The 24,534-nt window shown below is 58.0% G+C and carries 27 protein-coding genes; 15 read left to right on the forward strand and 12 right to left on the reverse strand.

Annotated elements, in window-relative coordinates; translation table 11 throughout:
• Nucleotides 1-76 precede the first annotated feature (76 nt).
• From MUY35_RS13145 to MUY35_RS13155, 3 genes are all read left to right on the forward strand, one after another.
• The gene (locus MUY35_RS13145; protein WP_248369294.1) at nucleotides 77-1,078 is read left to right on the forward strand and encodes a TRAP transporter substrate-binding protein; all 1,002 of its coding nucleotides are present in this window, start codon (nucleotides 77-79) and stop codon (nucleotides 1,076-1,078) included.
• A 112-nt stretch (nucleotides 1,079-1,190) separates the two neighbouring features.
• Nucleotides 1,191-1,850 carry a TRAP transporter small permease gene (locus MUY35_RS13150; RefSeq protein ID WP_248369297.1) on the forward strand — a complete coding sequence of 220 codons (660 nt, stop codon included), beginning with the start codon at nucleotides 1,191-1,193 and terminating at the stop codon, nucleotides 1,848-1,850.
• 3 nt (nucleotides 1,851-1,853) lie between these two features.
• Nucleotides 1,854-3,245 carry a TRAP transporter large permease gene (locus tag MUY35_RS13155; RefSeq protein WP_248369301.1) on the forward strand — a complete coding sequence of 464 codons (1,392 nt, stop codon included), beginning with the start codon at nucleotides 1,854-1,856 and terminating at the stop codon, nucleotides 3,243-3,245.
• A 125-nt stretch (nucleotides 3,246-3,370) separates the two neighbouring features.
• Here MUY35_RS13155 and MUY35_RS13160 read toward each other — a convergent pair whose 3' ends face one another.
• From MUY35_RS13160 to MUY35_RS13185, 6 genes are all read right to left on the reverse strand, one after another.
• Nucleotides 3,371-3,565, reverse strand: coding sequence for a DUF2892 domain-containing protein (locus tag MUY35_RS13160; RefSeq protein WP_248369303.1), 195 nt, complete (start codon nucleotides 3,563-3,565; stop codon nucleotides 3,371-3,373).
• A gap of 80 nt (nucleotides 3,566-3,645) precedes the next feature.
• Nucleotides 3,646-4,305, reverse strand: coding sequence for a Crp/Fnr family transcriptional regulator (locus MUY35_RS13165; RefSeq protein WP_248369305.1), 660 nt, complete (start codon nucleotides 4,303-4,305; stop codon nucleotides 3,646-3,648).
• Between the two features lie 25 nt (nucleotides 4,306-4,330).
• Nucleotides 4,331-5,203: a 3-hydroxyisobutyrate dehydrogenase gene (gene mmsB, locus MUY35_RS13170; protein WP_248369307.1), complete on the reverse strand. Its 873-nt coding sequence runs from the start codon at nucleotides 5,201-5,203 to the stop codon at nucleotides 4,331-4,333.
• Between the two features lie 11 nt (nucleotides 5,204-5,214).
• Nucleotides 5,215-6,243, reverse strand: a complete 1,029-nt coding sequence (locus MUY35_RS13175) for an enoyl-CoA hydratase/isomerase family protein (protein ID WP_248369309.1) — start codon at nucleotides 6,241-6,243, stop codon at nucleotides 5,215-5,217.
• Nucleotides 6,243-7,394, reverse strand: coding sequence for an acyl-CoA dehydrogenase family protein (locus MUY35_RS13180; RefSeq protein ID WP_248369311.1), 1,152 nt, complete (start codon nucleotides 7,392-7,394; stop codon nucleotides 6,243-6,245). Before MUY35_RS13180 ends, MUY35_RS13175 begins: the two co-directional genes overlap by 1 nt.
• A gap of 133 nt (nucleotides 7,395-7,527) precedes the next feature.
• Nucleotides 7,528-8,661 (reverse strand): carboxylate-amine ligase, encoded by a 1,134-nt coding sequence (locus MUY35_RS13185; protein WP_248369313.1) that lies wholly within the window; start codon nucleotides 8,659-8,661, stop codon nucleotides 7,528-7,530.
• Nucleotides 8,662-8,852: 191 nt separating this feature from the next.
• Between MUY35_RS13185 and MUY35_RS13190 the strand changes: the two genes are divergently transcribed.
• Nucleotides 8,853-9,287 carry a hypothetical protein gene (locus MUY35_RS13190; RefSeq protein ID WP_248369315.1) on the forward strand — a complete coding sequence of 145 codons (435 nt, stop codon included), beginning with the start codon at nucleotides 8,853-8,855 and terminating at the stop codon, nucleotides 9,285-9,287.
• 62 nt (nucleotides 9,288-9,349) lie between these two features.
• On the opposite strand, the gene MUY35_RS13195 is transcribed toward MUY35_RS13190, so the two are convergent.
• Nucleotides 9,350-10,849, reverse strand: coding sequence for a CoA-acylating methylmalonate-semialdehyde dehydrogenase (locus MUY35_RS13195; RefSeq protein WP_248369319.1), 1,500 nt, complete (start codon nucleotides 10,847-10,849; stop codon nucleotides 9,350-9,352).
• 218 nt (nucleotides 10,850-11,067) lie between these two features.
• Between MUY35_RS13195 and MUY35_RS13200 the strand changes: the two genes are divergently transcribed.
• From MUY35_RS13200 to MUY35_RS13225, 6 genes are all read left to right on the forward strand, one after another.
• Nucleotides 11,068-11,958 (forward strand): LysR family transcriptional regulator, encoded by an 891-nt coding sequence (locus MUY35_RS13200; protein ID WP_248369322.1) that lies wholly within the window; start codon nucleotides 11,068-11,070, stop codon nucleotides 11,956-11,958.
• A 108-nt stretch (nucleotides 11,959-12,066) separates the two neighbouring features.
• On the forward strand, nucleotides 12,067-12,501 hold the full coding sequence (locus MUY35_RS13205) for a CBS domain-containing protein (protein ID WP_248369326.1): 435 nt from the start codon (nucleotides 12,067-12,069) through the stop codon (nucleotides 12,499-12,501).
• A gap of 105 nt (nucleotides 12,502-12,606) precedes the next feature.
• Complete coding sequence (coaD, locus tag MUY35_RS13210; protein ID WP_248369328.1) at nucleotides 12,607-13,098, forward strand: pantetheine-phosphate adenylyltransferase; 492 nt, start codon at nucleotides 12,607-12,609, stop codon at nucleotides 13,096-13,098.
• A 162-nt stretch (nucleotides 13,099-13,260) separates the two neighbouring features.
• Nucleotides 13,261-14,277: an AraC family transcriptional regulator gene (locus MUY35_RS13215; RefSeq protein WP_248369330.1), complete on the forward strand. Its 1,017-nt coding sequence runs from the start codon at nucleotides 13,261-13,263 to the stop codon at nucleotides 14,275-14,277.
• 93 nt (nucleotides 14,278-14,370) lie between these two features.
• Nucleotides 14,371-15,411, forward strand: a complete 1,041-nt coding sequence (locus MUY35_RS13220) for an MBL fold metallo-hydrolase (RefSeq protein WP_248369332.1) — start codon at nucleotides 14,371-14,373, stop codon at nucleotides 15,409-15,411.
• A 54-nt stretch (nucleotides 15,412-15,465) separates the two neighbouring features.
• A complete protein-coding gene (locus tag MUY35_RS13225; RefSeq protein ID WP_248369334.1) occupies nucleotides 15,466-15,969 on the forward strand; it encodes an anthrone oxygenase family protein in 504 nt (167 codons plus the stop codon).
• 102 nt (nucleotides 15,970-16,071) lie between these two features.
• Here MUY35_RS13225 and gap (MUY35_RS13230) read toward each other — a convergent pair whose 3' ends face one another.
• From gap (MUY35_RS13230) to gap (MUY35_RS13240), 3 genes are all read right to left on the reverse strand, one after another.
• Nucleotides 16,072-17,070 (reverse strand): type I glyceraldehyde-3-phosphate dehydrogenase, encoded by a 999-nt coding sequence (gene gap / locus MUY35_RS13230; protein ID WP_248369336.1) that lies wholly within the window; start codon nucleotides 17,068-17,070, stop codon nucleotides 16,072-16,074.
• A gap of 126 nt (nucleotides 17,071-17,196) precedes the next feature.
• Entirely contained in the window at nucleotides 17,197-17,340 is a 144-nt protein-coding gene (locus MUY35_RS13235) for a hypothetical protein (RefSeq protein ID WP_248369338.1), read from the reverse strand.
• 118 nt (nucleotides 17,341-17,458) lie between these two features.
• Nucleotides 17,459-18,457: a type I glyceraldehyde-3-phosphate dehydrogenase gene (gene gap / locus MUY35_RS13240; RefSeq protein ID WP_248369340.1), complete on the reverse strand. Its 999-nt coding sequence runs from the start codon at nucleotides 18,455-18,457 to the stop codon at nucleotides 17,459-17,461.
• Nucleotides 18,458-18,703: 246 nt separating this feature from the next.
• On the opposite strand from gap (MUY35_RS13240), the gene MUY35_RS13245 reads away from it, so the two are divergent.
• Complete coding sequence (locus MUY35_RS13245) at nucleotides 18,704-19,666, forward strand: DUF808 domain-containing protein (protein ID WP_248369342.1); 963 nt, start codon at nucleotides 18,704-18,706, stop codon at nucleotides 19,664-19,666.
• A gap of 166 nt (nucleotides 19,667-19,832) precedes the next feature.
• On the opposite strand, the gene MUY35_RS13250 is transcribed toward MUY35_RS13245, so the two are convergent.
• Entirely contained in the window at nucleotides 19,833-20,276 is a 444-nt protein-coding gene (locus MUY35_RS13250; protein ID WP_248369344.1) for a hypothetical protein, read from the reverse strand.
• 85 nt (nucleotides 20,277-20,361) lie between these two features.
• Between MUY35_RS13250 and MUY35_RS13255 the strand changes: the two genes are divergently transcribed.
• Entirely contained in the window at nucleotides 20,362-20,778 is a 417-nt protein-coding gene (locus tag MUY35_RS13255) for a MarR family transcriptional regulator (RefSeq protein ID WP_248369346.1), read from the forward strand.
• A gap of 241 nt (nucleotides 20,779-21,019) precedes the next feature.
• Here MUY35_RS13255 and tkt read toward each other — a convergent pair whose 3' ends face one another.
• Entirely contained in the window at nucleotides 21,020-23,044 is a 2,025-nt protein-coding gene (tkt, locus tag MUY35_RS13260; RefSeq protein WP_248369348.1) for a transketolase, read from the reverse strand.
• Nucleotides 23,045-23,283: 239 nt separating this feature from the next.
• Between tkt and MUY35_RS13265 the strand changes: the two genes are divergently transcribed.
• Genes MUY35_RS13265 through MUY35_RS13275 form a run of 3 tightly spaced genes read left to right on the forward strand, consistent with a single transcriptional unit; the run spans nucleotide 23,284 to nucleotide 24,528 of the window.
• Nucleotides 23,284-23,799 carry a hypothetical protein gene (locus MUY35_RS13265; RefSeq protein ID WP_248369350.1) on the forward strand — a complete coding sequence of 172 codons (516 nt, stop codon included), beginning with the start codon at nucleotides 23,284-23,286 and terminating at the stop codon, nucleotides 23,797-23,799.
• Nucleotides 23,792-24,175, forward strand: coding sequence for a cell division protein ZapA (locus MUY35_RS13270; protein ID WP_248369352.1), 384 nt, complete (start codon nucleotides 23,792-23,794; stop codon nucleotides 24,173-24,175). Before MUY35_RS13265 ends, MUY35_RS13270 begins: the two co-directional genes overlap by 8 nt.
• Nucleotides 24,172-24,528 (forward strand): MliC family protein, encoded by a 357-nt coding sequence (locus MUY35_RS13275; RefSeq protein WP_248369354.1) that lies wholly within the window; start codon nucleotides 24,172-24,174, stop codon nucleotides 24,526-24,528. The genes MUY35_RS13270 and MUY35_RS13275 overlap by 4 nt, the downstream gene beginning before the upstream one ends.
• Nucleotides 24,529-24,534: the final 6 nt, after the last annotated feature.

The following is a 24,534-nucleotide window of genomic DNA, read 5'->3' on the forward strand; positions in this document are numbered from 1 at the left end:
GTTAGGGAACCGTGGCCCAATAGAACCGAGGCGCCCAACCGGGTTGCCCAAGGATAACTGTCTGGGAGGACACCATATGAAATTCCTGACCATGGCCGTATCAGCGATCGCGCTGTCGGCATCTGTAACCGCTGCATCTGCTGCATGTGATGAGGGCGAGATCGTCATCAAGTTCAGCCACGTCACCAACGCTGACAAGCACCCGAAAGGCATTGCGGCCTCGCTGCTGTCCGAGCGTGTGAACGAAGAGATGAACGGAACCGCCTGCATGGAGGTTTATCCGAACTCGACGCTCTATAACGACGATCAGGTTCTGGAAGCGATGTTGCAGGGTGACGTGCAATTGGCCGCGCCTTCGCTGTCGAAATTCGAAGCCTTTACCAAGCAATTCCGCATCTTCGATCTGCCCTTCATGTTCAAAGACATCAAAGCTGTGGACGAATTCCAAACGTCAGAAGCCGGTGTGGCGATGAAGGCCTCGATGGCCCGTCGCGGCCTGATGGGTCTGGAGTTCTGGCACAATGGCATGAAACAGTTTTCAGCCAACAAACCGCTGATTCTGCCGACCGACGCTGCCGGTCTGAAATTCCGCGTGCAGCCGTCTGACGTGCTCGTCGCGCAGATGCAGGCGCTGGGCGCAAGCCCACAGCCGATGGCTTTCTCGGAAGTCTATGGCGCGCTGCAAACCGGCGTTGTCGATGGACAGGAAAACACCTGGTCCAACATCTATGGCAAGAAGTTCTTCGAAGTGCAGGATGGAACAACGGAAACCAACCACGGTGTTCTGGACTATATGGTCGTGACCAATGTGGATTGGTGGGAAGGTCTGGACGCGGGCGTTCGCGACCAACTTGCCACGATCTTGCGTGAAGTGACCGAGACCCGCAACGCCGCGGTTGGCGAAGTTGACGCAGAAGCGCGCCAAGCCGTGCTGGACGCTGGCGGAGTAATCCGCGAGTTGACAGACGAACAGCGGCAGGCGTGGCTTGAGGCGATGAAACCGGTCTGGTCGCAGTTTGAAGCAGACGTCGGTGCCGATAACATCGCTGCCGCACAAGAAATCAACGCAATGTTCTAACAGAACGCACCGGGGCCCGACCACAATTCGAGCCCCGGTTTTATCCCACTGATACGACCTGACCTGCGCCAAAGGTCACCGTCGTGCCCAGCTTCATGGGGAGGGGACAGCCATGAGCACACATACTCACAACACCAAAGGCTTCGAAGAAACGGCGATCGCGCTTATTCTTGGCCTGATGACGATGATCACCTTCGTGAACGTGGTCATGCGATATGTATTCAATACCTCGCTGATCTGGGGGCTAGAGGTCACGCTGATCCTGTTTGCCTGGCTGGTGCTGCTTGGCGTCAGCTACGGCGTGAAGGTGACGGCCCATTTGGGTGTCGATGCGCTGACCAACCTGCTTTCAGACGGACCGCGCCGGTTTCTGGCGCTTCTCGCGGCGGCAATCTGCATCATCTATGCGTTTCTTTTGCTAAAGGGCGCGTGGGATTATTGGGCGCCCTATGCTTCGCTTGATCGCACGTCAGGCCGCTGGTTTCCGACCGGGTTTGAAAATACGCGGTCACAGGCGTGGTACATCACCGATCAGGTGCCGATGCTTGATTCCCTGCGCTTTTTGGAAGGCTGGATCAACGAGGGCGAAGCCTATGACAAATTTCCCCGCGTGATCCCTTATGCCATCCTGCCTGTCGGCACGGCGCTGCTGTTGTTTCGGTTCATCCAGGCGACGATCCGCATCTGGCGTGGCCAGCAAGACAGCCTGATCGTCAGCCACGAGGTGGAAGACGAGATCGAGCAACTTCAAGACACGCAGTCGGAGGCTTAACCCATGGACGTCATCTTCCTATTTGCCATGGTCATCGGGTTTCTGATGATCGGCGTGCCGATTGCGGTCGCCCTTGGCATGAGCTCTATCATCTTCCTTCTGCTCTTTTCCGACACCTCGCTCGCGTCGGTCGCGCAGAGCTTTTATCAGGCCGAGGCCGGGCACTATACGCTTCTGGCGATCCCGTTTTTCATTCTTGCCTCAAGCTTCATGTCCACGGGTGGCGTGGCGCAGCGGATCATCCGCTTTTCGATTGCCTGTGTGGGGCACTTCCGGGGCGGGCTGGCGATTGCGGGCGTCTTTGCCTGTATGCTGTTCGCCGCCCTGTCCGGGTCCAGCCCCGCGACCGTGGTTGCCATCGGGACAATCGTCATCGCGGCGATGCGTCAGGTGGGCTACACCAAGGATTTTGCCGCAGGGGTCATCTGTAACGCTGGCACGTTGGGCATCCTGATCCCGCCATCCATCGTGATGGTGGTCTATGCCTCTGCCGTCGAAGTGTCGGTTGGCCGCATGTTCCTGGCCGGCGTCATTCCCGGCATCATGGCCGGTGTCATGCTGATGATCGCGATCTATGTGATCGCCACGATCAAAGACATGCCAAAGGGTGATTTCGCAGGCTGGAAAGAGATCATCGCCAGCTTCTCAGACGCGCTTTGGGGTCTTTTGTTGATCGTGATCATCATGGTTGGCATCTACGGCATCCCCGGTGTCACCGGCGCGCTGTTCACCCCGACCGAGGCTGCGGCGGTTGCCTCCGTCTATGCCTTCGTGGTTGCCACATTCATCTATCGCGACATGGGGCCATTGGCGGATAAGGGCGACGGTAAGAAGTCGCTGTTGCAACGGCCGCAGGCGCTGTTGACCGCGTTCTTCCACCCCGACACGCGTCAAACACTGTTCGAGGCCGGGCGCCTGACCATCACGCTGATGTTCATCATCGCCAACGCGTTGATCCTGAAACACGTGCTGACCGATGAGCAAATTCCGCAGCAGATCGCCGGTGCGATGCTGTCGGCGGGCTTTGGCAAGATCATGTTCCTGATCATCGTGAACATCATCCTGCTGATTGGTGGGCAATTCATGGAGCCATCTGGTCTGATCGTGATTGTCGCCCCGCTGGTGTTCCCGATTGCCATCGAGCTGGGTGTCGACCCCATCCACCTAGGCATCATCATGGTGGTCAACATGGAGATCGGGATGATCACACCACCGGTCGGCCTGAACCTGTTCGTCACATCCGGGGTTGCCGGGATGCCCATGATGAAGGTGGTGAAGGCCGCATTGCCCTTCCTGGCCGTGCTGTTCGTGTTCCTGATCATGGTCACCTACATCCCGTTCCTGTCGACATGGCTGCCGACGACGCTGATGGGGCCAGAGATCATCACGAAATAAGAAAGGGCGGGCTGCAGACGCGGCCCACCCTTTACAACACAACGCCGGGCGTGATGCGCCCGGCGTTTACCGTTTCACTCGCTACGCCTTTGGGTCTAGCAGCCAAAGGTTGCGAAACGCTGAACTTAGTTTTTCAGCTTGCAGGTGTTGACCCCCAGCAGCGTGTAAAGGCCACAAAAGCCCAAGGCACCCGTTGCCAACGGTACGATACCGATCAGCGCCCAGATCGGGCCGCCTGCAAAGAAATACCAACCCAGCAGGGCAAGGCCGATTACAACGCGCACGATGCGGTCAATGTTACCAGTGTTTGTCTTGAACATGGTTTAGCTCCTTTTCCAGTTGCCTCACCTTACATATGGGGTGTCGCAAAGGCATGTGACGTGGTCACACAGAAAAAGGGTCAAAATGCCGCGCCTCGCACGACCTCGTTCAACGCTTTGCGGTTAAGGATCGTGACCGCGCCACGCTCGTGGCTCAGGCAGCCGGTCTGCGCCAACTTTTCAAGCCGCCGCGATACGACTTCGCGCGCGGTGCCGATGGCGGTTGCCATTTCGGCTTGGGTCATGTGCAGGCATCCGTCAGGGCCGGATCGGTCAAGGATCAGAGCGGCCAGACGCGCCTCGACAGACATAAAGGACACGTTCTCGATCAATTGCATCATCGACTGCATCCGGTCCGCAAACGCACCGAACACCAGCCGTCGAAAACCGGGCGAGCTGTCAAGCAGGGCAAAGAAAACGTCACGCGGGATCAGGACAAGGCGGGCCGGGGTTTCTGCCGTTGCCTCGGCCGTATAGGCGTCGCCACCCAGAAGGCCCAAGGTGGACTGAATGCAGCTTTGGCCCGGTGCCACGCGATAAAGCAGGATGTCGCGCCCATTGGGGCCGATCAGGTTTACATCCACCTGACCGGACAGCATCACAACGTAGCCTTTGACCGCTTCGCCCGGACAGAACAGCACAGCACCGCTTGGCACCTCGACAGGGGCAAGCGTGTCCAGAAGCGCGCGCGCGGGCGCTTCCAGACCAGCAATTTCGTCAGTGTCTTGTGTCCAGCTCATAGCGCTAGACTAGGCGGATTGAACCTTAGCTGCGACCGCGTTTTTCAAACCGCGGCAACATGGCGGAAAAGTCCATGCCCTTGCCGTCTTCATCTTCGACGAATTGGGTGTAAAGCGCGGTTGCGGCTTGGCCCAGCGGAGTGTCGGCGTCGGCCGCTTCTGCTGCTTGCTGGCTCAGGCGCAGGTCTTTCAGCATCAATTCGGCTGCGAAACCGGGTTTGTAGTCGTTATCGGCGGGGGATTGCGGACCAACACCGGGGGCCGGGCAGTAGGCGTTCATCGACCAGCTATAGCCCGACGAGGTGGACACGACATCGAACATCTTCTGGCGGTCCAGTCCCAGCTTGTCGGCCAGCGCAAAGGCTTCGCAAGTGCCAATCATGGTGATGCCGAGGATCATGTTGTTGCAGATCTTTGCCGCCTGACCCGCGCCGCTGTCACCGCAATGCACGGCTTTCTGACCCATGATGTCAAACAGCGGGTCGGCCTTGGCAAAAGCTTCCGCCGAGCCGCCCGCCATGAAGGTCAGCGTGCCGCCGGAGGCACCACCGACGCCGCCGGACACCGGCGCGTCGACAGGCAGTAGCCCGGCGTTGGTTGCTTGTTCGGCCACGACGCGGGCGCTTTCCACGTCTACGGTCGAGCAGTCGACGAACGCGGTGCCCTTGTCCATCGCCGGAACGATCTCGTTCGCCACTGCGCGCAGGATTTGGCCGTTGGGCAGCATGGTGATCACCACGTCCTGACCTTTGGCGGCCTCGGCCCCAGATGCGGCCATGGTGACGCCGTCGATATCGACCGGCGCCATGTCAAAGCCCGTGACCTCGTGGCCAGCCTTGGCAAGGTTCGCGGCCATTGGGCCACCCATGTTACCCAGTCCGATAAATCCGATTTTCATGGCAGGTCTCCTTAAAATGTCAGTTCGTTGTCGCCCAGCGGGGCCAACATGGCCGCGACAGCAGATGCGGGCAGGGTGTTCAGATCGTGTTTCCAATTGGGCGTGCGGTCCTTGTCGATCACGGCGGCGCGGATGCCCTCCATCAGGTCAGACTGCTCCAGCGCGCGATAGACAAAACGGTATTCAAGCTGCAACGAAGGGCGCACGTCATAGGTGGTCGACAGGCGATGCGTTATTTCGACCGTGCAGGCCATCGACAGGGGCGAGTTGCGGCCCAGAAGCTCCAGCGTGTTAGTGGCGAAGACGCTGTCCTCTGCCTTCAGCGAGGCGACAATTTCGCCCAGACTGCCGCCGCCGAAATGCGCGTCGATCATTGGCTGCATCGCCGACAGGTTGCCGGGGATCGCCGGGATCGCAGCCTCATCAATGTGGCTTGGGTCGCCGGTGCGGATCAGCTCCGCCTTTAGCGCGGGCCATTCGGCTTGCCGGATCACATAATCCGCAAACCCCGCATGGATCGCATCGCCCGGTGCCATGCGCGCACCGGTCATGCCGATATATTCGCCCAATCGCCCCGGCGCGTGTGCCAAGATCAGCGAGCCACCCACATCCGGCACAAGCCCGATACCACATTCCGGCATCGCCATGCGCGACGATCGCGCCATGATCCGGTGCGAGGCGTGGCACCCAAGGCCCACGCCACCGCCCATGGTGAAGCCTTGCATGAAGCTGACAACCGGTTTGGGAAACTCGAACAGCCGCGCATTCATCCGGTATTCGTCGCGCCAGAAATTCTGCGCGCGGGTGGGATCGCCGGACTGGCCGATCTCGTAAATCTCGCGGATGTCGCCACCCGCACAGAAGGCCCTGTCGCCCTCGGCGTCGATCAGGATCAGCGCGACCTCGTCGTCGTCGATCCAGTCGATCAGGGCCGCATCAATCGCCAGACACATATCATAGGACAGCGCGTTCAGGGTCTCGGGGCGGGTCAGGGTGATCCGCCCGGCTTTGCCTTCTTTCCGGATCGAGATGTCAGACATCAGCCGCGGTCGCGTTCGGCCAGCAATTGACGGGCGACGATCAGGCGCATGATCTCGTTGGTGCCTTCCAGAATCTGGTGCACGCGCAAATCGCGCACGATCTTCTCGATCCCGTAATCGGACAGGTAACCATAGCCGCCATGCAGTTGCAGGCAGCCATTGGCCACGTCAAAGGCCGCGTCCGTCACCATCAGCTTGGCCATGGCGCAGAATTTCGAGGCATCCGGTGCTTTGTTGTCCAGCTTCCACGCCGCCTGACGCAGGAATGTGCGCGACGCCTGCAGGCGGGTTTCGTATTCCGCCAGCTTGAATTGCAACGCCTGAAATTGGTCGATGGTTTTGCCAAACGCTTTGCGCTCGCCCATATATTGCAGGGTCAGGTCCAGTGCCTTTTGCGCGCCGCCAAGCGCACCTGCCGAGATGTTGAGCCGCCCACCATCAAGCCCGGCCATTGCATAGACAAAGCCTTTGCCTTCTTCGCCCAGCAGGTTTTCGTGCGGCACGGCGCAATCGTCGAACTGCACCTGGCTGGTCGGCTGCGCCTTCCAGCCCATCTTGCGCTCATTCGCGCCAAAGCTCAGGCCGGGGGTGCCGTCTTCGACAATCACGGTGGAAATGCCCTTGGGACCATCTTCGCCTGTGCGGCACATGGTGACATAGACGTCGGAATAATTGCCGCCGGAAATGAACGCCTTGTTGCCGGTCAGCACATAGCTGTCATTGGTCTTCTGCGCGCGGGTTTTCAGTGCCGCCGCATCCGAGCCGGAACCGGGTTCGGTCAGGCAGTAAGAGAACACTTTTTCCATCGAACAAAGCGACGGCAACCATTTCTGCTTGTCTTCTTCCTTGCCGAACTTGTCGATCATGCCGCCGCACATGTTGTGGATCGACAGGAACGACCCGATCGCGGGGTCGGCCATGGCAAGCGCTTCAAAGACCAAGGTCGCGTCCAGTCGCGTCAAGCCCGAGCCGCCATATTCTTCGCTGACATAAATGCCGCCAAATCCCAGCTCGGCCAGTTGTGGCCACAACTCTTTCGGGATGCTTTCCTCGGCCTCCCATTTCTCGGAATAGGGGGCGATGTGTTCTTCGCCAAATCCCTTTGCCATATCGAAAATGAGGGTTTGTTCCTCGGAAAGCGCGAAATCCATGTATCTCTCCCGTCCACGTGTTTGCGGATACGTTATGGCGCAATTCTTACAGGAGTTTTTCAAGGCAGGGCAGAGTTCCGTCGCGTCGCAAATTGCCGCTAGGTCACTTCGGATACGCGTGTCAGAGGGCAGGTTAGAGGTCGGCGTGGAATTCGTCGATCAAGTGACGCACAACATCCTGAAGGGCCTGCTCTTTCGGTTTTTCCGCCTGAATGCTGTCGTGATAGACTGCGCGTTGGCGATCCGACGATATGCCGGTCGTCAGGATGCTGCGCGCGGCCTCGACTTCGGCTAAGCAGCCAAGGGCCTCTGCGTCTTGTTCAATCAGATGAAACATATCTTTCAGAAGCTGTTCGAAATCGACAATCTCGCCTACGCCAAAGTCGATCAATCCGCCGCTTACGCCATATCGCTGCGCGCGCCACCGGTTTTCAGCCACAAGGAAATTGTCATAAAGCCGCCAGCGTTGGTTCTTGGCTTTCAGTCGCCACAACATGCGCGACAGGCATTGGGTTAGCGCCGCCAGACTGACCGTGTGTTCCAGCCGGGGCTGCACATCGCAGATACGCGATTCGATTGTCGGAAAGCGTGATGAGGGGCGCAAATCCCACCAGATTTTCGAGCTATCCTCAATGACGCCGATATCGACCAGCGCCTGCACCGAGCGTTCAAATTCAGACCAGCCAGACAAATGCGGCGGAAGGCCAGTGCGGGGCAGGTTGTCAAAGACGGTCAACCGATAGGATGCAAGCCCGGTGTCATCGCCCTGCCAAAAGGGCGAGCTGCCGGACAAGGCCAGAAGATGGGGCAGGAAATAGCTAAGCTGGCTGACCAGATCGATCCGTGTGTCCGGGTCGGGTATGCCGACATGAACATGCATGCCGCAGATCAACATCCGGCGCACAACCCCGGCCAGATCGCGTTTCAGGTCATTGTAACGGTCCTTGTCGACATGGTGCTGTTCTTTCCAATCCCCAAAAGGGTGGCATGAGGCGGCAATGGGGGACAGCCCATAACTTGCCGCATGTTTTGACACCGTCGCGCGCAGGCGCTTCAGGTCATCGCGCGCCTCTGAGACATTGGCGCAGACATGGGTTCCGATTTCGATCTGGCATTGCAGGAATTCCGGACTGACCTGGCCTTCAAGCTCGGCCTTGCAATCCTCCATCAATCGATCAGGCGCGCGAGCAAGGGCGCAACTGTCGCGGTCGACCAGCAAGTATTCTTCTTCGACACCGATTGAAAACGGCGGTTCCTGCAGGGCCATGGCGTGTCCTTTCGGTCGTGTCTTGTCGATGCCAGCTTTGCATCAAAAGGGAAGTGCGACAAGCATCAGGCAAGACGAGAGGCAGCGGTGTCAGACACACCGCCCAAAATGACAATTTCACTTTGAATGTTGACCTTAGGTAAAGATGCGGCTTTGTTTGAGGTGGCGATTTCGCGCCGAGGTTGAACAAAATGCATACTGCCACCTTTTTCGATGACCATAATCTTTTGTTTGTCAGCTGCTCTGAACACATCCATTTCGCAAGTCTAACGGCGCGGATTGCCGAGTGGATCATCACCATCGACGCCCCCGATGACCGGTTGGTATTGGTTGATTTGCGGCGATTGCGCACGATTGACCGCCCCACGGATGGAACGGACGAGTATGTGAAACTGCAACGGAAACTGTCGCAGGACTACCGTCCGGCCCGCAAATTGGCTCTGCTTGCCACCCGACCCGAGACTTTTGTGCTGGCGCGGATGTTCGAACAATCGGCGCAGGATCAATTGCCAACCGAGATTGATGTGTTCCGCAGCGGGTCGGACGCGCTTGCTTTTTTGGGTATATGCGCCGATGACGTGGATGATTTCATCAAATCACTGGGTTTGGGGCAGAAATTGGGCTGACCCAAAAAAATACCCCGGCGGAAAGCCGGGGCAATTCGTTTTTTCTGATCAGAAATGGTGGATCAGTCCATCGCTTTGAAGTTGAACTCGCCACCTTCTCGGATGCCTGAGGGCCAGCGCGATGTCACGGTTTTTGTGCGCGTATAAAACTTGAACGCGTCCGGACCGTGCTGGTTCAGATCGCCAAAGCCGGATTTTTTCCAGCCGCCAAAGGTGTGATAGGCTAGCGGAACCGGGATCGGCACGTTGATGCCGACCATGCCGATGTTGATCCGGTTGGCGAAGTCACGCGCGGTGTCACCGTCGCGGGTGAAGATCGCTGTGCCGTTGCCATACTCATGGTCCATGGCGTGGCCGATGGCCTCTTCGTAATTTTGGGCGCGTACCATGGACAGGACCGGGCCGAAGATCTCGGTCTTGTAGATGTCCATGTCTGTGGTCACGCGGTCGAACAGGTGTGGGCCAACGAAAAACCCGTCTTCATAACCTTGCAGTTTGAAATCGCGGCTATCGACCACCAAATCGGCACCTTGTTCGACACCGGTGTTGATCAGTCGCAGGATATTTTCCTTGGCGGCTGCGGTCACAACAGGTCCGTAGTCCACATCGTCGCCAGCGGTATAGGGCGCGACCTTTAGCTTCTCGATGCGGGGCACAAGCGCGTCGCGCAGGCGGTCGGCAGTTTCTTCGCCCACCGGCACTGCAACCGAAATCGCCATGCAGCGTTCGCCAGCCGCGCCGAAACCGGCACCGATCAGTGCGTCGGCGGCCTGTTCGATATCCGCGTCTGGCATGACGATCATGTGGTTTTTTGCACCGCCAAAGCATTGCGCGCGTTTCCCGTTCGCCGTAGCGCGCGAGTAGATGTAATGCGCGATCGGGGTCGAGCCGACAAAGGCCACGCCCTGAATGGTCTCGTTGTCCAGGATCGCGTCGACCGCGTCCTTGTCGCCGTTGACGACTTGAAGCACGCCGTCAGGAAGGCCAGCTTCTTTACACAGCGCAGCCAGCATCAAGGGCACTGAGGGGTCACGCTCGGACGGTTTCAGGATCATAGCGTTGCCTGCGGCCAGCGCAGGCCCCATGCCCCAGAGCGGGATCATGGCGGGGAAGTTGAACGGGGTGATCGAGGCAACAACACCCAAGGGCTGACGCATGGAATACATGTCGATGCCGGGGCCAGCTGAGTCGGTGAACTCACCCTTCATCATCTGGGCGGCGCCAATGCAGTATTCGATGACCTCTAGCCCACGCTGAACGTCGCCCTTGGCGTCGGGGATGGTTTTGCCATGCTCGCGCGACAGCGCTTCGGCCAGCTTGTCCATGTCGCGGTTCAGCAAGTGAACCAACGCCATCATGACGCGGCCACGCTTCTGCGGGTTGGTAGCGCCCCACGCCTTTTGCGCTTCGGCGGCCTTTGCGACGGCGTCGTCCATTTCGGCCTGTGAAGCCAGTGCGACCTTTGCCTGCACCTCGCCGGTGGCGGGGTTGAAAACGTCTGCCGTGCGGCCCGATGTGCCGTCGACCATCTGGCCGTTGATCCAATGTCCAAGTGTCTTCATGGTAATTCTCCCATCATTTCGCGGTCAGGATAACCTTGCATATATGCTGGGAAAAGGGGCAGTTTTTCAAAAGGGTTTTGCAAATTTGCAAAATGGATGATGAAGGGTGGGGTGCCACCATGCGCCCTTCGGTGCGTGGAGGGCGGTTCGGATGCCTCCGGCGGGGATATTTTGAGGCAGAAGAAGAGGTTGCGACGTGATTGCGGAAAGGGCTGTAGATGGACTGGAATGATCTGAGGGTGTTTTTGGCAGTGGCGCGCGCCGAAAGCCTGTCGCGGGCCGGTCAAGTATTGAAGCGCGATGCGGCCACCGTGGGGCGACGGGTGGCGAAGCTTGAGCGGGATCTGGGCCAGCCGCTGTTCACCAAATCGCCGCAGGGTTATGCGCTGACAGAGGCGGGATCGCGCCTGTTGTCCCATGCCGAGCGCGCCGAACAGGCCGTATTGTCGGGCGTGGACGAGTTGGCTGGGCAGTCCGGGCAGTTGTCGGGTCAGGTGCGGATCGGGGCGACGGATGGGTGTGCCAGCTACATTCTGCCGCAGGTTTGCGCCGCCATTCAGAAAGAACACCCAGAGCTTGAGTTGCAGATTGTCGCATTGCCGCGGGTCATCAACCTGTCCAAGCGCGAGGCAGATATGGCGATCACGGTGTCACCGCCGCAGACCGGGCGGATCACCGTGCAGAAAATCACCGACTATCACCTGCATCTGGCCGCAGCGCAAGAATACCTAGCCGATGCGGCGCCCTTGGTGACGTTGGATGATCTGAGCGCCCACCCGATGGTGGGATATATTCAGGACATGATTTTCTATCCGGAACTGGATTTTCTAACCGGTATGGGGATTGAGCGGGTGGCGCTTGCGTCAAACCTTGTGTCGGTGCAACTGGGAATGGTGCGTCAGGGGGGCGGCGTCGGGATCACCCATGATTTCATTCTACCGTTTGCACCAAATCTGCAGCGTGTGCTGATGGATCAGGTGTCCATCACCCGCTCGTTCTATCTGATCCGGCACGAAGGCGACGCGCGGGTTGAACGCTTTGCCCGTGTCGCCGAAGAACTGGCGCGGGGTATCCGGAACGAAGTCGCCCGCTTGGAAGCAATGGCATGAGCCAATATTTCCTTTGCTGCAATTGCAAACAGGTCTTGACATATTGTTGCGCTTGGGGCGACGCTGAAGACAGAAAAATGCAAGCATTTCATCAGACAGGAGGGCACAATGCTCATTCACCAGATACTAAAAAACAAAACGCTGGCGGGTGTTGCGACGGTCAAGCCCGGCAGTAAAGTGTCTGATGCGGCAAACCTTCTGTCGGAAAAGAAAATCGGCGCAGTGATCGTGTCCGAAGATGGCGTGCGCCCGGCGGGCATTCTATCGGAACGCGACATCGTCTCGGCGTTGGGCAAGGTTGGCACCGGGTGTCTGGATCAGCCAGTGGATGATCTGATGACGTCAAAGCTTGTGACCTGCGTGCCGGGCGATCGGGCCATCCAGGTTCTGCAAACCATGACCGAACGCCGGTTTCGCCATATGCCGGTGATGGACGGGGACAAAATGATCGGGCTGGTGTCTATCGGGGACGTTGTGAAAGCGCGTCTGGATGAGCTGTCGCAACAAGCCGATGCCCTGAAAAACATGATCATGGGTTACTAATCCGCGTCGCTTTGACCAATTGGTAATAATGCGCTGCATTGCGGAAAAAACTTGCAATGCAGGACGCATTATTGTTGCGTGCCCGCATTGCAGGGAGACCAGATCATGCGCGTCGGACTTTACCCCGGAACATTTGACCCCATAACCTTGGGGCATACTGACATCATTCGCCGGGCCTGCGCTTTGGTCGACCGCTTGGTGATTGGCGTTGCAGTCAACACCGGCAAAGGCCCGATGTTCACGTTGGAAGAGCGTGTTGCCATGGTCGAGGCGGAATGTGCCCAACTGTCGCGTGAAACCGGCACCGAGATCGTTGCGCACCCGTTCGAGAACCTGCTGATTGATTGCGCCCACGATGTGGGGGCACAGATCGTCATCCGCGGCCTGCGCGCTGTGACCGATTTCGAGTATGAATACCAGATGGTCGGCATGAACCGGGCCATAGATGACAGTGTCGAAACGGTCTTTTTGATGGCGGAAGCCAAGTATCAGGCGATCGCCTCGAAGCTGGTGAAAGAGATCGCGAAGCTTGGCGGGGATGTATCGAAATTCGTGCCGCCGAGTGTGAAAAAGCAGCTATTGGCGAAGATCGGCTAGGCTCGGGCGTTGGGCAATTTGCTTGATGATCCATGCGGACACGCGTTGATGTGTCAAACGTCTGGGTGCCGGTGCCTACTTTCGGTTTCTGCGCGATTTGTCGCAAGAGCCGAAGTGAAAACCAAATGAGTGACAGCAGAAACCGCTGAAATATGCAATATTATGTCCATCATGGATGCGGTGACTTCTCTTTTTGTGCGCAAGATGGTGGCGGCGGCAGGGTCGCGTGTTGACGGGCCCGCCCTGTTGAAATCTGTCGGCCTTGATCCCGATGGCAAGGTTGACCCCAAGACTATGGTGGCAGCGGGCGTTTACTACGATCTGCTTGAGACGATTGCGGATGAGTGCGACGTAACGGATCTGCCACTGCGCACGGGTGCGTCAATGCGCTGCGATGACTACGGTGCTTTGGGGCTTGCGTTCAAAGCTGCGCCAACGCTTTTTGGCTCGTTCTCGCGAATTTCCCGATACGCGCGCCTTTGGACAAGTGTCGTCGAATACGACCTTCAGCCAGACGGCGAGAACACTTGGTTTACGTTGCACCGTGCTGGGCCACGCCGACTCGGATTGCGATTGTCCAACGAGGCGACATTGGCGAGCGCGACGGCGATAAGCCGGGAAGTCTCCCCGCATGGCACGTTCTCTCCGGTCGAGGTGCATCTGATCCATCCTGCGCCCTCATTCATAGCGCGTCACGAAAGCTATTTTGGCTGCCCGGTGTTCTTTGGGTCGGACCGCGACGCTCTGTTAATATCGCGCGAAACCATGAGCGGAGCCAACAAGCTTGGCGATGAGGGAATTACAAAGTTCCTGCTTGGGCATCTCGATCAGGCGTTGGCGCAGATTGCGGACACAAGGTCGCTAAAGGATATGATTGCACGTGCGCTGAGCGAGGGGTTGCCGAAGATGGAGGATGTCGCGCGGCGGCTTGGTATGAGTGTCAGATCACTGCATCGGCGTCTGGCGGAGGATGGTTTGACCTTTCAGACTTTGACAGAGAATACGCGCCGTGAATTGGCTGAAGGTCTTTTGCGGGACCAGCGATATTCAATCGCCGAGATCGCGTTTCTGACCGGGTTTTCTGAACAGAGCCCGTTCAACCGCGCCTTTAAGCGTTGGACCGGCTCTACCCCGGCAGCATATCGCAAAGGCAGTTCGGGGCCTAAGATGACCACTTGACCGCACAGGTCAACTTCTTGGCAGCCTTGGTCAATACGCGAGGCCCCGCTGTCTTCTATCCCTTGGCTATCGAAATCACCCAAGGGAAACAAAATGCGCCATTTAACGACATTCGCCGCCCTCGCTCTGGTTGCCACGGCAGCTACTTCTCTGGCCGAGACTGAACACAACACGGCCAACACGATCTCGCTTGAGGCAGACCATGCAGACAGCTTTCTGCACTTCTCGCCCGAACTTCCGCAAATGCGCGCCCGCGCAGCCAAAATCAACACCGACTTTGGCCTGCATGTAAGCGAAATCGAGCCGGGGCTCTTCTTTGTCACCGATCTGGTCTATCAGTCGGCATTTGTTGTGACCGACGACGGGATTGTCGTTCTGGATGCGCCGCACAGTTTTGGCGATAACCTGCGAAAAGTCATCGAGACAACCGCCCCCGGCGCGCCAATCACGCATTTGATCATGAGCCATGGTCACCGCGACCATAACGGCGCAAGTGCCAGTTTTTCCGGCATTCCTGATCTTGAAATCGTGGCGGCGGCTGAGGTTGCGCAAACGCTGGCGATGTTCCCGCTTGATGGCGTGCTGAACCCAACGCGAACGTTCGACGGGGCGTTGGATCTGACCGTTGGTGGTGTTGACATCCAGCTTCAGACGGCGCGTTTTCATGCCGAGGACATTGATGTGATGATCTACCTGCCGGACCAAAAATTCCTCATGGCTATCGATACGATCACACCGGGCGAAGCTCCGTTCATGAACTTTGGCGCCACGACCAATGTAAACGCCTATTTTCAGACGTTCGACACTTTCCTCGCTTACGATTTCGCGCACTTCCTTTCTGGGCACGTCTCGGTTCTGGGCAACCGAACTGACGTGGTCGCTGCACGCGACTACACCTTGGACGTCCGCGAAACGGTTTACGGGATGATGCCCAGCTTCAATGATCGTTTTACGAAAGGGCTGACAGCAGTAGAATTCCAACATGCGAACCTGGCTTATCGCTATGCGATGGAGGGTATCCGTGACGATTGTGCTGAACAGGTCGTCGGCCGATGGGAAACGCAACTTTCTGTTGTTGACCTTTGGGCCGACAGCCACTGCGAAACAACGCTTCTGTACGCAATCATGCACTGAACCCGCAAAAGCCCCCCACGCTTTTCAAAAAACCACCTCCGAAAGGTCATTTCAATGTCCATATGGTTCTTCGCTCTTGCCCAGTTCGCCGTTCTTGCCTTTGCCGTTGTAGGGGGTGTTTTTCTGGCGTTTTCAGACTTCATCATGCGGTCGCTTTTCCAGACCGGCGGAGTGGGCGGCATTGAAGCCATGCAGATCATAAACCGCGAAGTTTTCCGCTGGATTTTCATGACTTTATTCCTGGGCCTCGCTCCGATCTCAATCGTGATTATGGGCTACAGCGTGGTTTATATCGGCGGTCTGGCCGGCGCTCTGATGGCGCTTGCGGGCCTGATGTATCTAGTTGGCTGTTTTGGTGTAACGGTGGTGCTCAATGTGCCAATGAACAAAGCACTCGCAAGCATGGATTTGTCCGACAGCACGACAAAGGATTATTGGACCCGCAGCTATGTCCCGCGCTGGACATTCTGGAACACCGTTCGCACGGCAGCCTGCGTGATATCCGCCGCCCTTTTGCTGGTTGGGTTACTTTGGACGTTGCAGAATCAACGGGTTTGAACATGCGACTGTCCACCGTTGACGGTGCCGTTCGACGTCAACAACCGCCCAACGAAAAAGGCCGGGAGTATTGCCCGGCCTTTGCTCTGATTTGACGTTTGACTACAGGTGCTTCGCCATCTCCACTGCCGTATCCAACATGCGGACGCTGAACGCCCATTCGTTGTCATACCAGCTCAGCACGCGGACCATGTTGCCGTCCAAGACCTTGGTTTGGTCCACGGCAAAATTTGACGAATGGGGGTCGTGGTTGAAGTCTGTCGACACCAAGGGGCGGTCGACAATACCAAGGACGCCCTTCAAAGGTCCGTTGGCTGCGGCTATGGCTGCGGCGTTGATTTCTTCGACCGTGGTGTCGCGGGCGGCTTCAAACGTGAGGTCTACGCAGGATACGTTTGGCGTGGGCACGCGGACCGCGACGCCGTCCAGTTTGCCTGCCAGTTCGGGCAGCACAAGGCCAACCGCACGGGCAGCACCGGTGGTGGTTGGGATCATACTTAGGGCGGCGGCGCGGGCGCGATAGAAGTCGCTGTGCAGCGTGTCGAGCGTAGGTTGGTCACCCGTGTAAGCGTGGATCGTGGTCATGAAGCCTTTGTTGATGCCGACGGCGTCATTCAGTGCTTTGGCGACCGGAGCCAGGCAGTTCGTTGTGCATGATGCGTTTGAGACATGCACGTCGTCTGCGGTCAGCGTGTCATGGTTTACGCCATAAACGATGGTCTTGTCCGCGCCGGAGGAGGGGGCCGAGACCAAGACGCGGCTTGCTCCGTTTTCAAGATAAACACGCGCTTTGTCGCCTTTGAAAATGCCCGTGCATTCCAACACGATATCCACGTCGCCCCAAGGCAAGTCGGCGGGATTGCGGATCGCGGTAACTTCAATCGGGCCGCGTCCGGCGTCGATGGTAGTGTCTGTCCATTTCACTTCGTTCATGAAACGGCCATGGACGCTGTCAAATTGTAGCAGGTGGGCGTTCATCTCAACCGGGCCAAGGTCGTTGATCGCGACCACCTCGATATCATCACGACCTGTTTCATGCAGGGCACGCAAAACCAGTCGTCCGATCCGTCCAAATCCGTTGATGGCCACTTTGACTGTCATATTCATATTCCTTGCATGAGCGTCGCCTGCCGATGGAAGCGGCAAAGCCGATCTTGTGATGTGAGCGCTAACATGATCATTTTTGCCGAAAGGTCAAGAGATGATCACAGAATGGGGCGACGCGGGCTACCGCCAGAATGCCATCCATTCGGTGAAATCGAGGAACTTTTTGGATAGAAACACAAGGTTGGTGCCGTCTGCCAGTAACAGATCGCCTCCGATCAGCACCAAGATCAGAATGCCAAGAATAAGCGCGATCTGGTTTGTCACGGACTGCTCCTGCCTGTTTGGCCGTATTGTTGCAATGCCTGTCGGGCCGGGGCAAGGGGGAAAAGAAAACCCCCGCCACACAGGGTGACGGGGGGTGATTTCGAAGTGTTTGGGTCGCTTAGAACGATCCCATCTTGACCGCGACATCTGCCATACGGGTCGAAAAACCCCATTCGTTGTCATACCAGCCCATCACACGTACGGTGCGACCGCCCACGACCTTGGTCTGGTCGGGTGCGAAGATCGAGCTTTGTTCGGTGTGGTTGAAGTCGATTGAGACCTTAGGTTCGGGGTCATAGCCCAGCACGCGCGACATGGCTCCTTCCGCGGCTGTACGCACGATCTGGTTGACCTCTTCGACCGTGGTATCGCGACCTGCTTCAAATGTCAGGTCGATGGCCGAGACATTCGGGGTCGGCACGCGCATCGCGGTGCCGTCCAGCTTGCCAGCCAGTTCAGGCAGTACTTCGCCCAAGGCTTTCGCTGCCCCGGTCGAGGTCGGAATGATCGCCATGGCGGCCGCGCGCGCGCGGTAAAGGTCGCTGTGGCGGCGGTCCAGCGTCGGCTGGTCGCCAGTGTAGGAGTGGATGGTGGTCATGATTCCACGCTCGATCCCGAGCGCCTCATGCAGCACCTTGGCCAGCGGGGCTAGGCCATTGGTTGTGCATGATCCGTTCGAGACCATGTTGTGGTGCGCTTCCAGTTCTTTGTCATTCACACCCAGAACGATGGTTTTTTGCACGTTCTTGGCGGGGGCCGAGATCAGCACCTTGCGCGCGCCCTGTTCGATGTGGCGCTTGGCTTTTTCGCCGTCATTGAAATTTCCGGTGCATTCCAGAACGACGTCACAGCCGGTCCAGTCCAACTCGCCCATATCATAGGTCGACATCATCTGCATCGGGCCACGACCCACATCCATGGTGCCATTGCCCAGCGAAATCTCGTTCGGGAACCGTCCGTGGATGCTGTCGTATTTCAGCAGGTGGGCGGCTGTTTCCAGCGGGCCGGTCGCATTGACCTTGACCACATTGATGTCATTGCGGCCCGATGCCGCGATCTGCGCCAAGGTGCAGCGGCCGATGCGGCCAAATCCATTGATACCCACTGTGACGGTCATGCGTCTTCCCCTCAGGTTTGGCCCGATGGCCACGAAACTTTCCGCTGATATAACGACCGACGCGCCATGTCCCAACCCGCAAAACGCGTTTGATGCGAGCTTGTTAGCGAAAACATGACGAGTCGTTCGGTCGTTAGCGCAAACGACCCAGATCAATGCGCCACATCGCAAATTCGTGGTGAGTGCTTTTCACCGCCACAGAAAGCCACTAGGTTTTCCGGAAAGATCACGAAAAGGGTGAATTTGATGAGTGGTTTGATCGCGCTTCTGGACGATGTGGCAGGTATTGCGAAAATTGCGGCAGCGTCGGTGGACGACGTGGCCGGGCAAGCGGCCAAGGCTGGGGCGAAAGCGGCCGGGGCGGTGATCGACGATGCCGCCGTCACGCCGAAATACGTTCAGGGGTTCGAGCCCAAGCGCGAGCTGCCGATCATCGGGCGCATCGCGTGGGGATCGATCAAGAACAAGCTGATCATCCTGCTGCCAATCGGGCTGCTATTGTCGACGTTCGCGCCGTGGCTGATTGCTCCGCTTTTGATGCTGGGCGGGGCCTATCTGTGTTTCGAAGGGGCGGAAAAGGTCTGGCACGTCCTGTTCCCCCATGAAGAAACTTGGGACCACGCCGAACATGACATTGGCGACCCGGCCCATCTTGAGAAAGAGAAGATTGCCGGTGCGATCAAAACTGACTTTATCCTGTCGGCCGAGATCATGACCATTTCGCTGGCGGCCATCCCTGAAAGCAACATCTGGATGGAGGCGGCCACACTGGCCGTCGTCGCAATCGGGATCACAGTGATTGTTTACGGGTCGGTGGCGTTGATCGTAAAAATGGACGACGTTGGCTTGTATATGGCACAACATGCCAAGCTGTCGGCCGCACGCGCCTTCGGGCGTGGCGTCGTGAATGCGATGCCGGGGCTTCTAAAGCTTTTGATGGTTATTGGAACGGCCGCGATGGTCTGGGTGGGTGGCTCTATCATCATTCACGGGCTGCAGGAACTCGGCTTGCATCAACCCTATCAGATCATCCACGACATCGCCGTCGCGGCCGCCCTTGCGGTGCCCAGCATGCCGGGCTTTGTGGAGTGGTTCGTGACAGCGGCGCTGGACGGTGTTGTCGGGCTGGTGATTGGCGTGCTGATCATCCCCATTGCAACGCGTGTTATCGGGCCGGTTTGGGCATCCGTGGCCAAGGGGAAGGCCTAAGCGGTCGGCGCGAACGCAAGGGAAGCAAAAGTTCGTCTGTGCTGTTTGTTAAGGAAGGGTTCGCGGGACAGAGTGAGCTTTGCCTTCAATTGGGCAAATAACTGGTTTCGAGAGACGGGTATCTGATCAGCCGCAACAATTGCGACCCTAAAACGGTGGTTTCTGGTCACGAAGGGCGGCGCAGCTTGCCAGTCATCCTGAGGCCATCGCGCATGTTGAGGCCCAGCAAGGTAATGTTCACCGCGCCCGCGCTCAATTCCAGCGCCTGGACGACGTAGAACCCTGTGTCAAAGGCCCCCGCCTGCGCCTTGAACGACAGGTAGAGCGCCGACGGAATCAGGATCAAGATGCCATTGGCGGCAACGATGGGCATGCGTTTTTGTTTTTTCGCGACCAGGGGCCCGCGGCGCTTTTTCGAGAGTTGGAAACCTGAACCGCCCACCGCCGCAAGCGCCGGAACCAAGATCAGAAAACCCCACGGGATCAGGCTTTTGACTGTTGTAACCGCCGCAACGCTTGCGAAGAGTTCTGACAGAGCGGTGGACAGCCAGAAAGTAAGGATCATCAAGAGGGCGATGCCGCCAGCGATAGGGTGAACGACTTTAAGCATTGCGGTGCTCCTTAGGTTGAAGTGAATGTATATAGCTTGCTATATACTATTGCATAGCAAGCTATACAAGTAGTAAGCTAGGTGCATGGAGTTTTTGAAAAAACAATCAGCGGGATACCTTGCAAACCACATGGCACGGCTGTTTGCGCGTGGGTTGGCGGCGCGGATCAAGCCGTTGGGTCTGTCCATAGGCGCTTTTCCGGCGCTATTGGAGCTTTGGGAAAAAGATGGTCAGACGCAGAAGGAACTGGTCGTCCGGCTCGACATTGAGCAGGCAACCATGGCCAACACACTGGCACGGATGGAACGTGACGGGCTGATCGTCCGCAAGAGGGATGAAAGCGACGGACGGGTGCAGCGCGTTTGGCTGACCGATTGCACACGTAGCCTGCGAGGGCCTGCCATCGAAGCGGCGACCGCGGTCAACACCGCCGCACTCAGTGGTCTGTCGGAAGACGAACAACGTCATTTGATCGCGCTGATGCAGAAGGTCATCGCCTAAGTCGGGTGATCAACCGCAAATGCTCTGGTATGATCCTGTGAAAACCACCGAAATCAATGCCATCTGAGGACGCCGTTCGAAACACAAGCAGTCGTTGAAGGTTTATGCGTCTCCCATGTGGGCAGCCATTCTTGGGGCGGCAGAAAATCGGTAGATCGGGCGCAACGTCGGCGCTGTCCAGAATAGAAAACGCCCCGCCAAAGGTCTGGCGAGGCGCTTCAGTTTGCTGCTGTTGAGTGACTTAGCCCAAGAGGTCTTTGGCTTTGGCGACGACGTTTTCCGCCGTGATACCAAACTTCTCAAACAGGGTGCCCGCGGGCGCAGACGCGCCGAAGCTGTCCATCCCCACGAAGGCGGCTTTGGCCTCGCGGCCACGTTCGCCCAGAAGCCAGCGATCCCAGCCGCCATCACGCACGGCAGCCTCAATGCCGACGCGCACAGGGCCGGGGGGCAGAACCTTGCGGCGATAGGCTTCGTCTTGCTGGGCAAACAGTTCCATACAGGGCATGGACACAACGCGGGTGCCGATGCCTTGGGCCTCAAGTGTCGCACGCGCTTCCATCGCCAGCGACACTTCAGAGCCGGTCGCGATCAGGATCACCTGACGCTTGCCAGCTTCTGCATCCGCCAGAACATAAGCACCCTGCGCCGTGAGGTTGCGTTGCTTATATTCGGTGCGCACGGTCGGCAGGTTTTGCCGGGTCAGAACCATCGTCGAGGGCACCTCTTTCGAGGTCAGCGCCAACTCCCAAGCTTCTGCCGTTTCCACCGTGTCCGCTGGGCGGAAGGTGTAGCTGTTAGGGGTCGCGCGGCAAATCGCCAGATGCTCGACCGGCTGGTGCGTCGGGCCGTCTTCGCCAACGCCGATACTGTCGTGGGTCATCACGAACACGGTCGGGATTTTCATCAGCGACGCCAGACGCATGGCTGGGCGGGCATAATCGGTGAAGCAGAAGAACGTGCCGCCATAGGGGCGCATACCGCCATGCAGCACCATGCCGTTCATCGCAGCGGCCATGCCGTGTTCGCGGATACCCCAATAGATGTAGCGACCCTTGCGGTTGTCCGTGTCAAAGACGCCCAGATCACCGGTCTTGGTGTTGTTCGATCCAGTCAGGTCTGCCGATCCGCCAACGGTTTCCGGCATCACCGGGTTGATCACCTCAAGCGCCATTTCCGACGATTTTCGGGTGGCAACCTTGGGCTTGCCTTCGGCCACCTGACGTTTCAGGGCACGCACGACGCCGCCAAGTTTCTTGGGCACATCCAGCGCATAGGCGCGATTGAACTCGGCCTGTTTGCGTTCGCTGATCGACGCAAAGCGGGCTTCCCACTCAGCACGCGCCTCGGCCCCCTTGGCGCCGATGGCTTCCCAGGCTTTCTTCACATCATCAAGAACCTGGAACGCTCCAAGCGGTGCGCCATAAGCCTCTTTCGCAGCTTTCAGCTGGTCGGCGTCGGTCAATGCGCCATGCCCCTTCGAGGTGTCCTGCGCCGCATGACCCAGCGCGATATGCGTCTTGCAGGCGATCATCGACGGTTTGTTGGTAGACTTGGCCTTGGTGATCGCAGCGTCGATCTGTTCTGGATCGTGGCCGTCGATTTCCTGAACATGCCAGCCCGCCGCTTTGAAGCGCATAACCTGATTGGTGCGGTCAGACAGCGAGACTTTGCCGTCGATCGTGATGTCATTGTTGTCCCAAAACACAACCAGCTTGCCCAGCTGGTGACGCCCGGCCAGACCGATGGCTTCGTGGCTGATGCCCTCCATCAGGCAGCCGTCGCCCGCGATCACATAGGTGTAGTGATCCACGATCTTCTTGCCGAAACGGGCGCGTTGAATTTCCTCGGCCATGGCAAACCCCACGGCATTGGCAATGCCCTGACCCAGTGGGCCGGTGGTCGTTTCAACGCCCGAGACGTGGCCGTATTCCGGGTGACCGGCGGTGATCGCGTCCCACTGGCGGAAATCCTTGATCTGCTGCAGGGTCACATCTTCATAGCCCGTCAGGTGCAACAGCGAATAGATCAGCATCGAGCCGTGACCGGCCGACAGGATGAACCGATCGCGGTCCGCCCAACGCGGCGCGGACGCATCAAATTTCAGGTGATTTTCAAAAAGCACCGTTGCCACATCGGCCATGCCCATCGGCATGCCAGAGTGGCCCGAGTTTGCGGCAGCAACCGCATCCAGTGTCAGCGAACGGATCGCAGTGGCTTTTTTCCAGTGATCGGGGTGGCTTGCGCGCAGTGTGGCGATGTCCAACGGTCAACATCCTTTGACAAAGTTGAGGTTGGACCCCTGATAACAGCCATTTGCCAAGGGTCAAGCCAAGGTGCATGTCGCCCGCCAAGTGACTGGAATAGAACGAGGGGCGCATTTTCAAATGCGGTCGGTTATGATTGTCGTATTGACGCGTAAGGCCGATTCGCCCGCATGTCTTGCGTTGTCAGGTTGACAGGCATGTGACAAGATCGGGCAAACAAACTGGTTCAGGGCAGAACATGAGCGACATTTCCGAATTGGAAACCCGCATCACCACCGCGCTCGAGCGGATCAGCAGCGGCCTTTCGGCGCTGCCCCCTCAGGCAACGGGTGCGGATGATGAGATTGCGCGGCTGAAAGCTGCGCTAGATGATGAACGCACCACCAACAGCCAGATGGCTGAACGCTTGAAAGCGGTGCAGCACAGCCGCACTGAAGAAGCGGACCGGTTGCACAAAGAACTCGAACGTCTGACCGCGCAACTGGCGACCGACGAAGTGGTCATCACCAAGATGCGGCAAGCGAATGCCGATTTGCGGGCCAACAATGATGCGTTGCGCAATGCAGTTGGGGACGGTGTGGTGGATGCCGAACTGGTCAACGCGTCTATGGCGACCGAACTTGAAGGGCTGCGCGTCGCGCAAGCTGCCGACCGGGCCGAACTGGATGCGGTGCTGGGCGAGCTAGGGCAATTGATTGCTGAAAACGACCCCGACGCGCCGACCGAGTCTAAGAAGGAGGGTACCGATGCCTGATATCAACATCACCATTGGAAGCCGCACCTTCGACGTGGCCTGTCAGGAAGGCGAGGAGCATTTCCTGATCACGGCAGCCAAGCTGCTGGACAACGAAGCCTCGGTTCTGGTCAGCCAGATGAGTAATCTGACCGAAAGCCGGATGCTGTTGATGGCCGGACTGATGCTGGCCGACAAAACGGCCGGGCTTGAAGACAAGGTTAAACTGGCCGACAAGAAAGTGACGGATATGGAAGCCCAGATCTACGCGTTGCAAAATGCGGCACCGCAAAAGGTCGAAGTGCCGGTCATTCCCGATGCGGTCACAGATACTTTGGCCGAAATCGCAGCCCGCGCCGAAGCCGTCGCTGCGGAAGTTGAAGAACGCGCCTCATGATATTGAATGTCCGCAATGCGTGTGCCCTTTGCGCCTGTCTTGTTATGTCAGCAAGCGCGTTCCCTGCTTGGTCGAGCGATTCCCTGCAAACTGTGCACTACGCCTGCGAACGCGGGGCAATCGTAGCTGCCACCTATGTCAACAGCGCGGATGCGTCGTTTGCTGTGGTCTCTGTCGAAGGGCAGCAGGTGGGGCTTACGCAGATCCAGTCAGCGTCGGGCGCGAAATACACTCAGGACGCAGATGGTGTGGGCTATATCTGGTGGACCAAGGGCGACGAAGCGTTTCTGACTTGGGGCAATGCCCAAAGCGGTGAGGACGAAACGCTTCTGTCGCAATGTAAGGCGCGGTAAACCAAC

The organism is Aliiroseovarius sp. S1339 (assembly GCF_023195695.1).
Taxonomy (GTDB): Bacteria; Pseudomonadota; Alphaproteobacteria; order Rhodobacterales; family Rhodobacteraceae; genus Aliiroseovarius.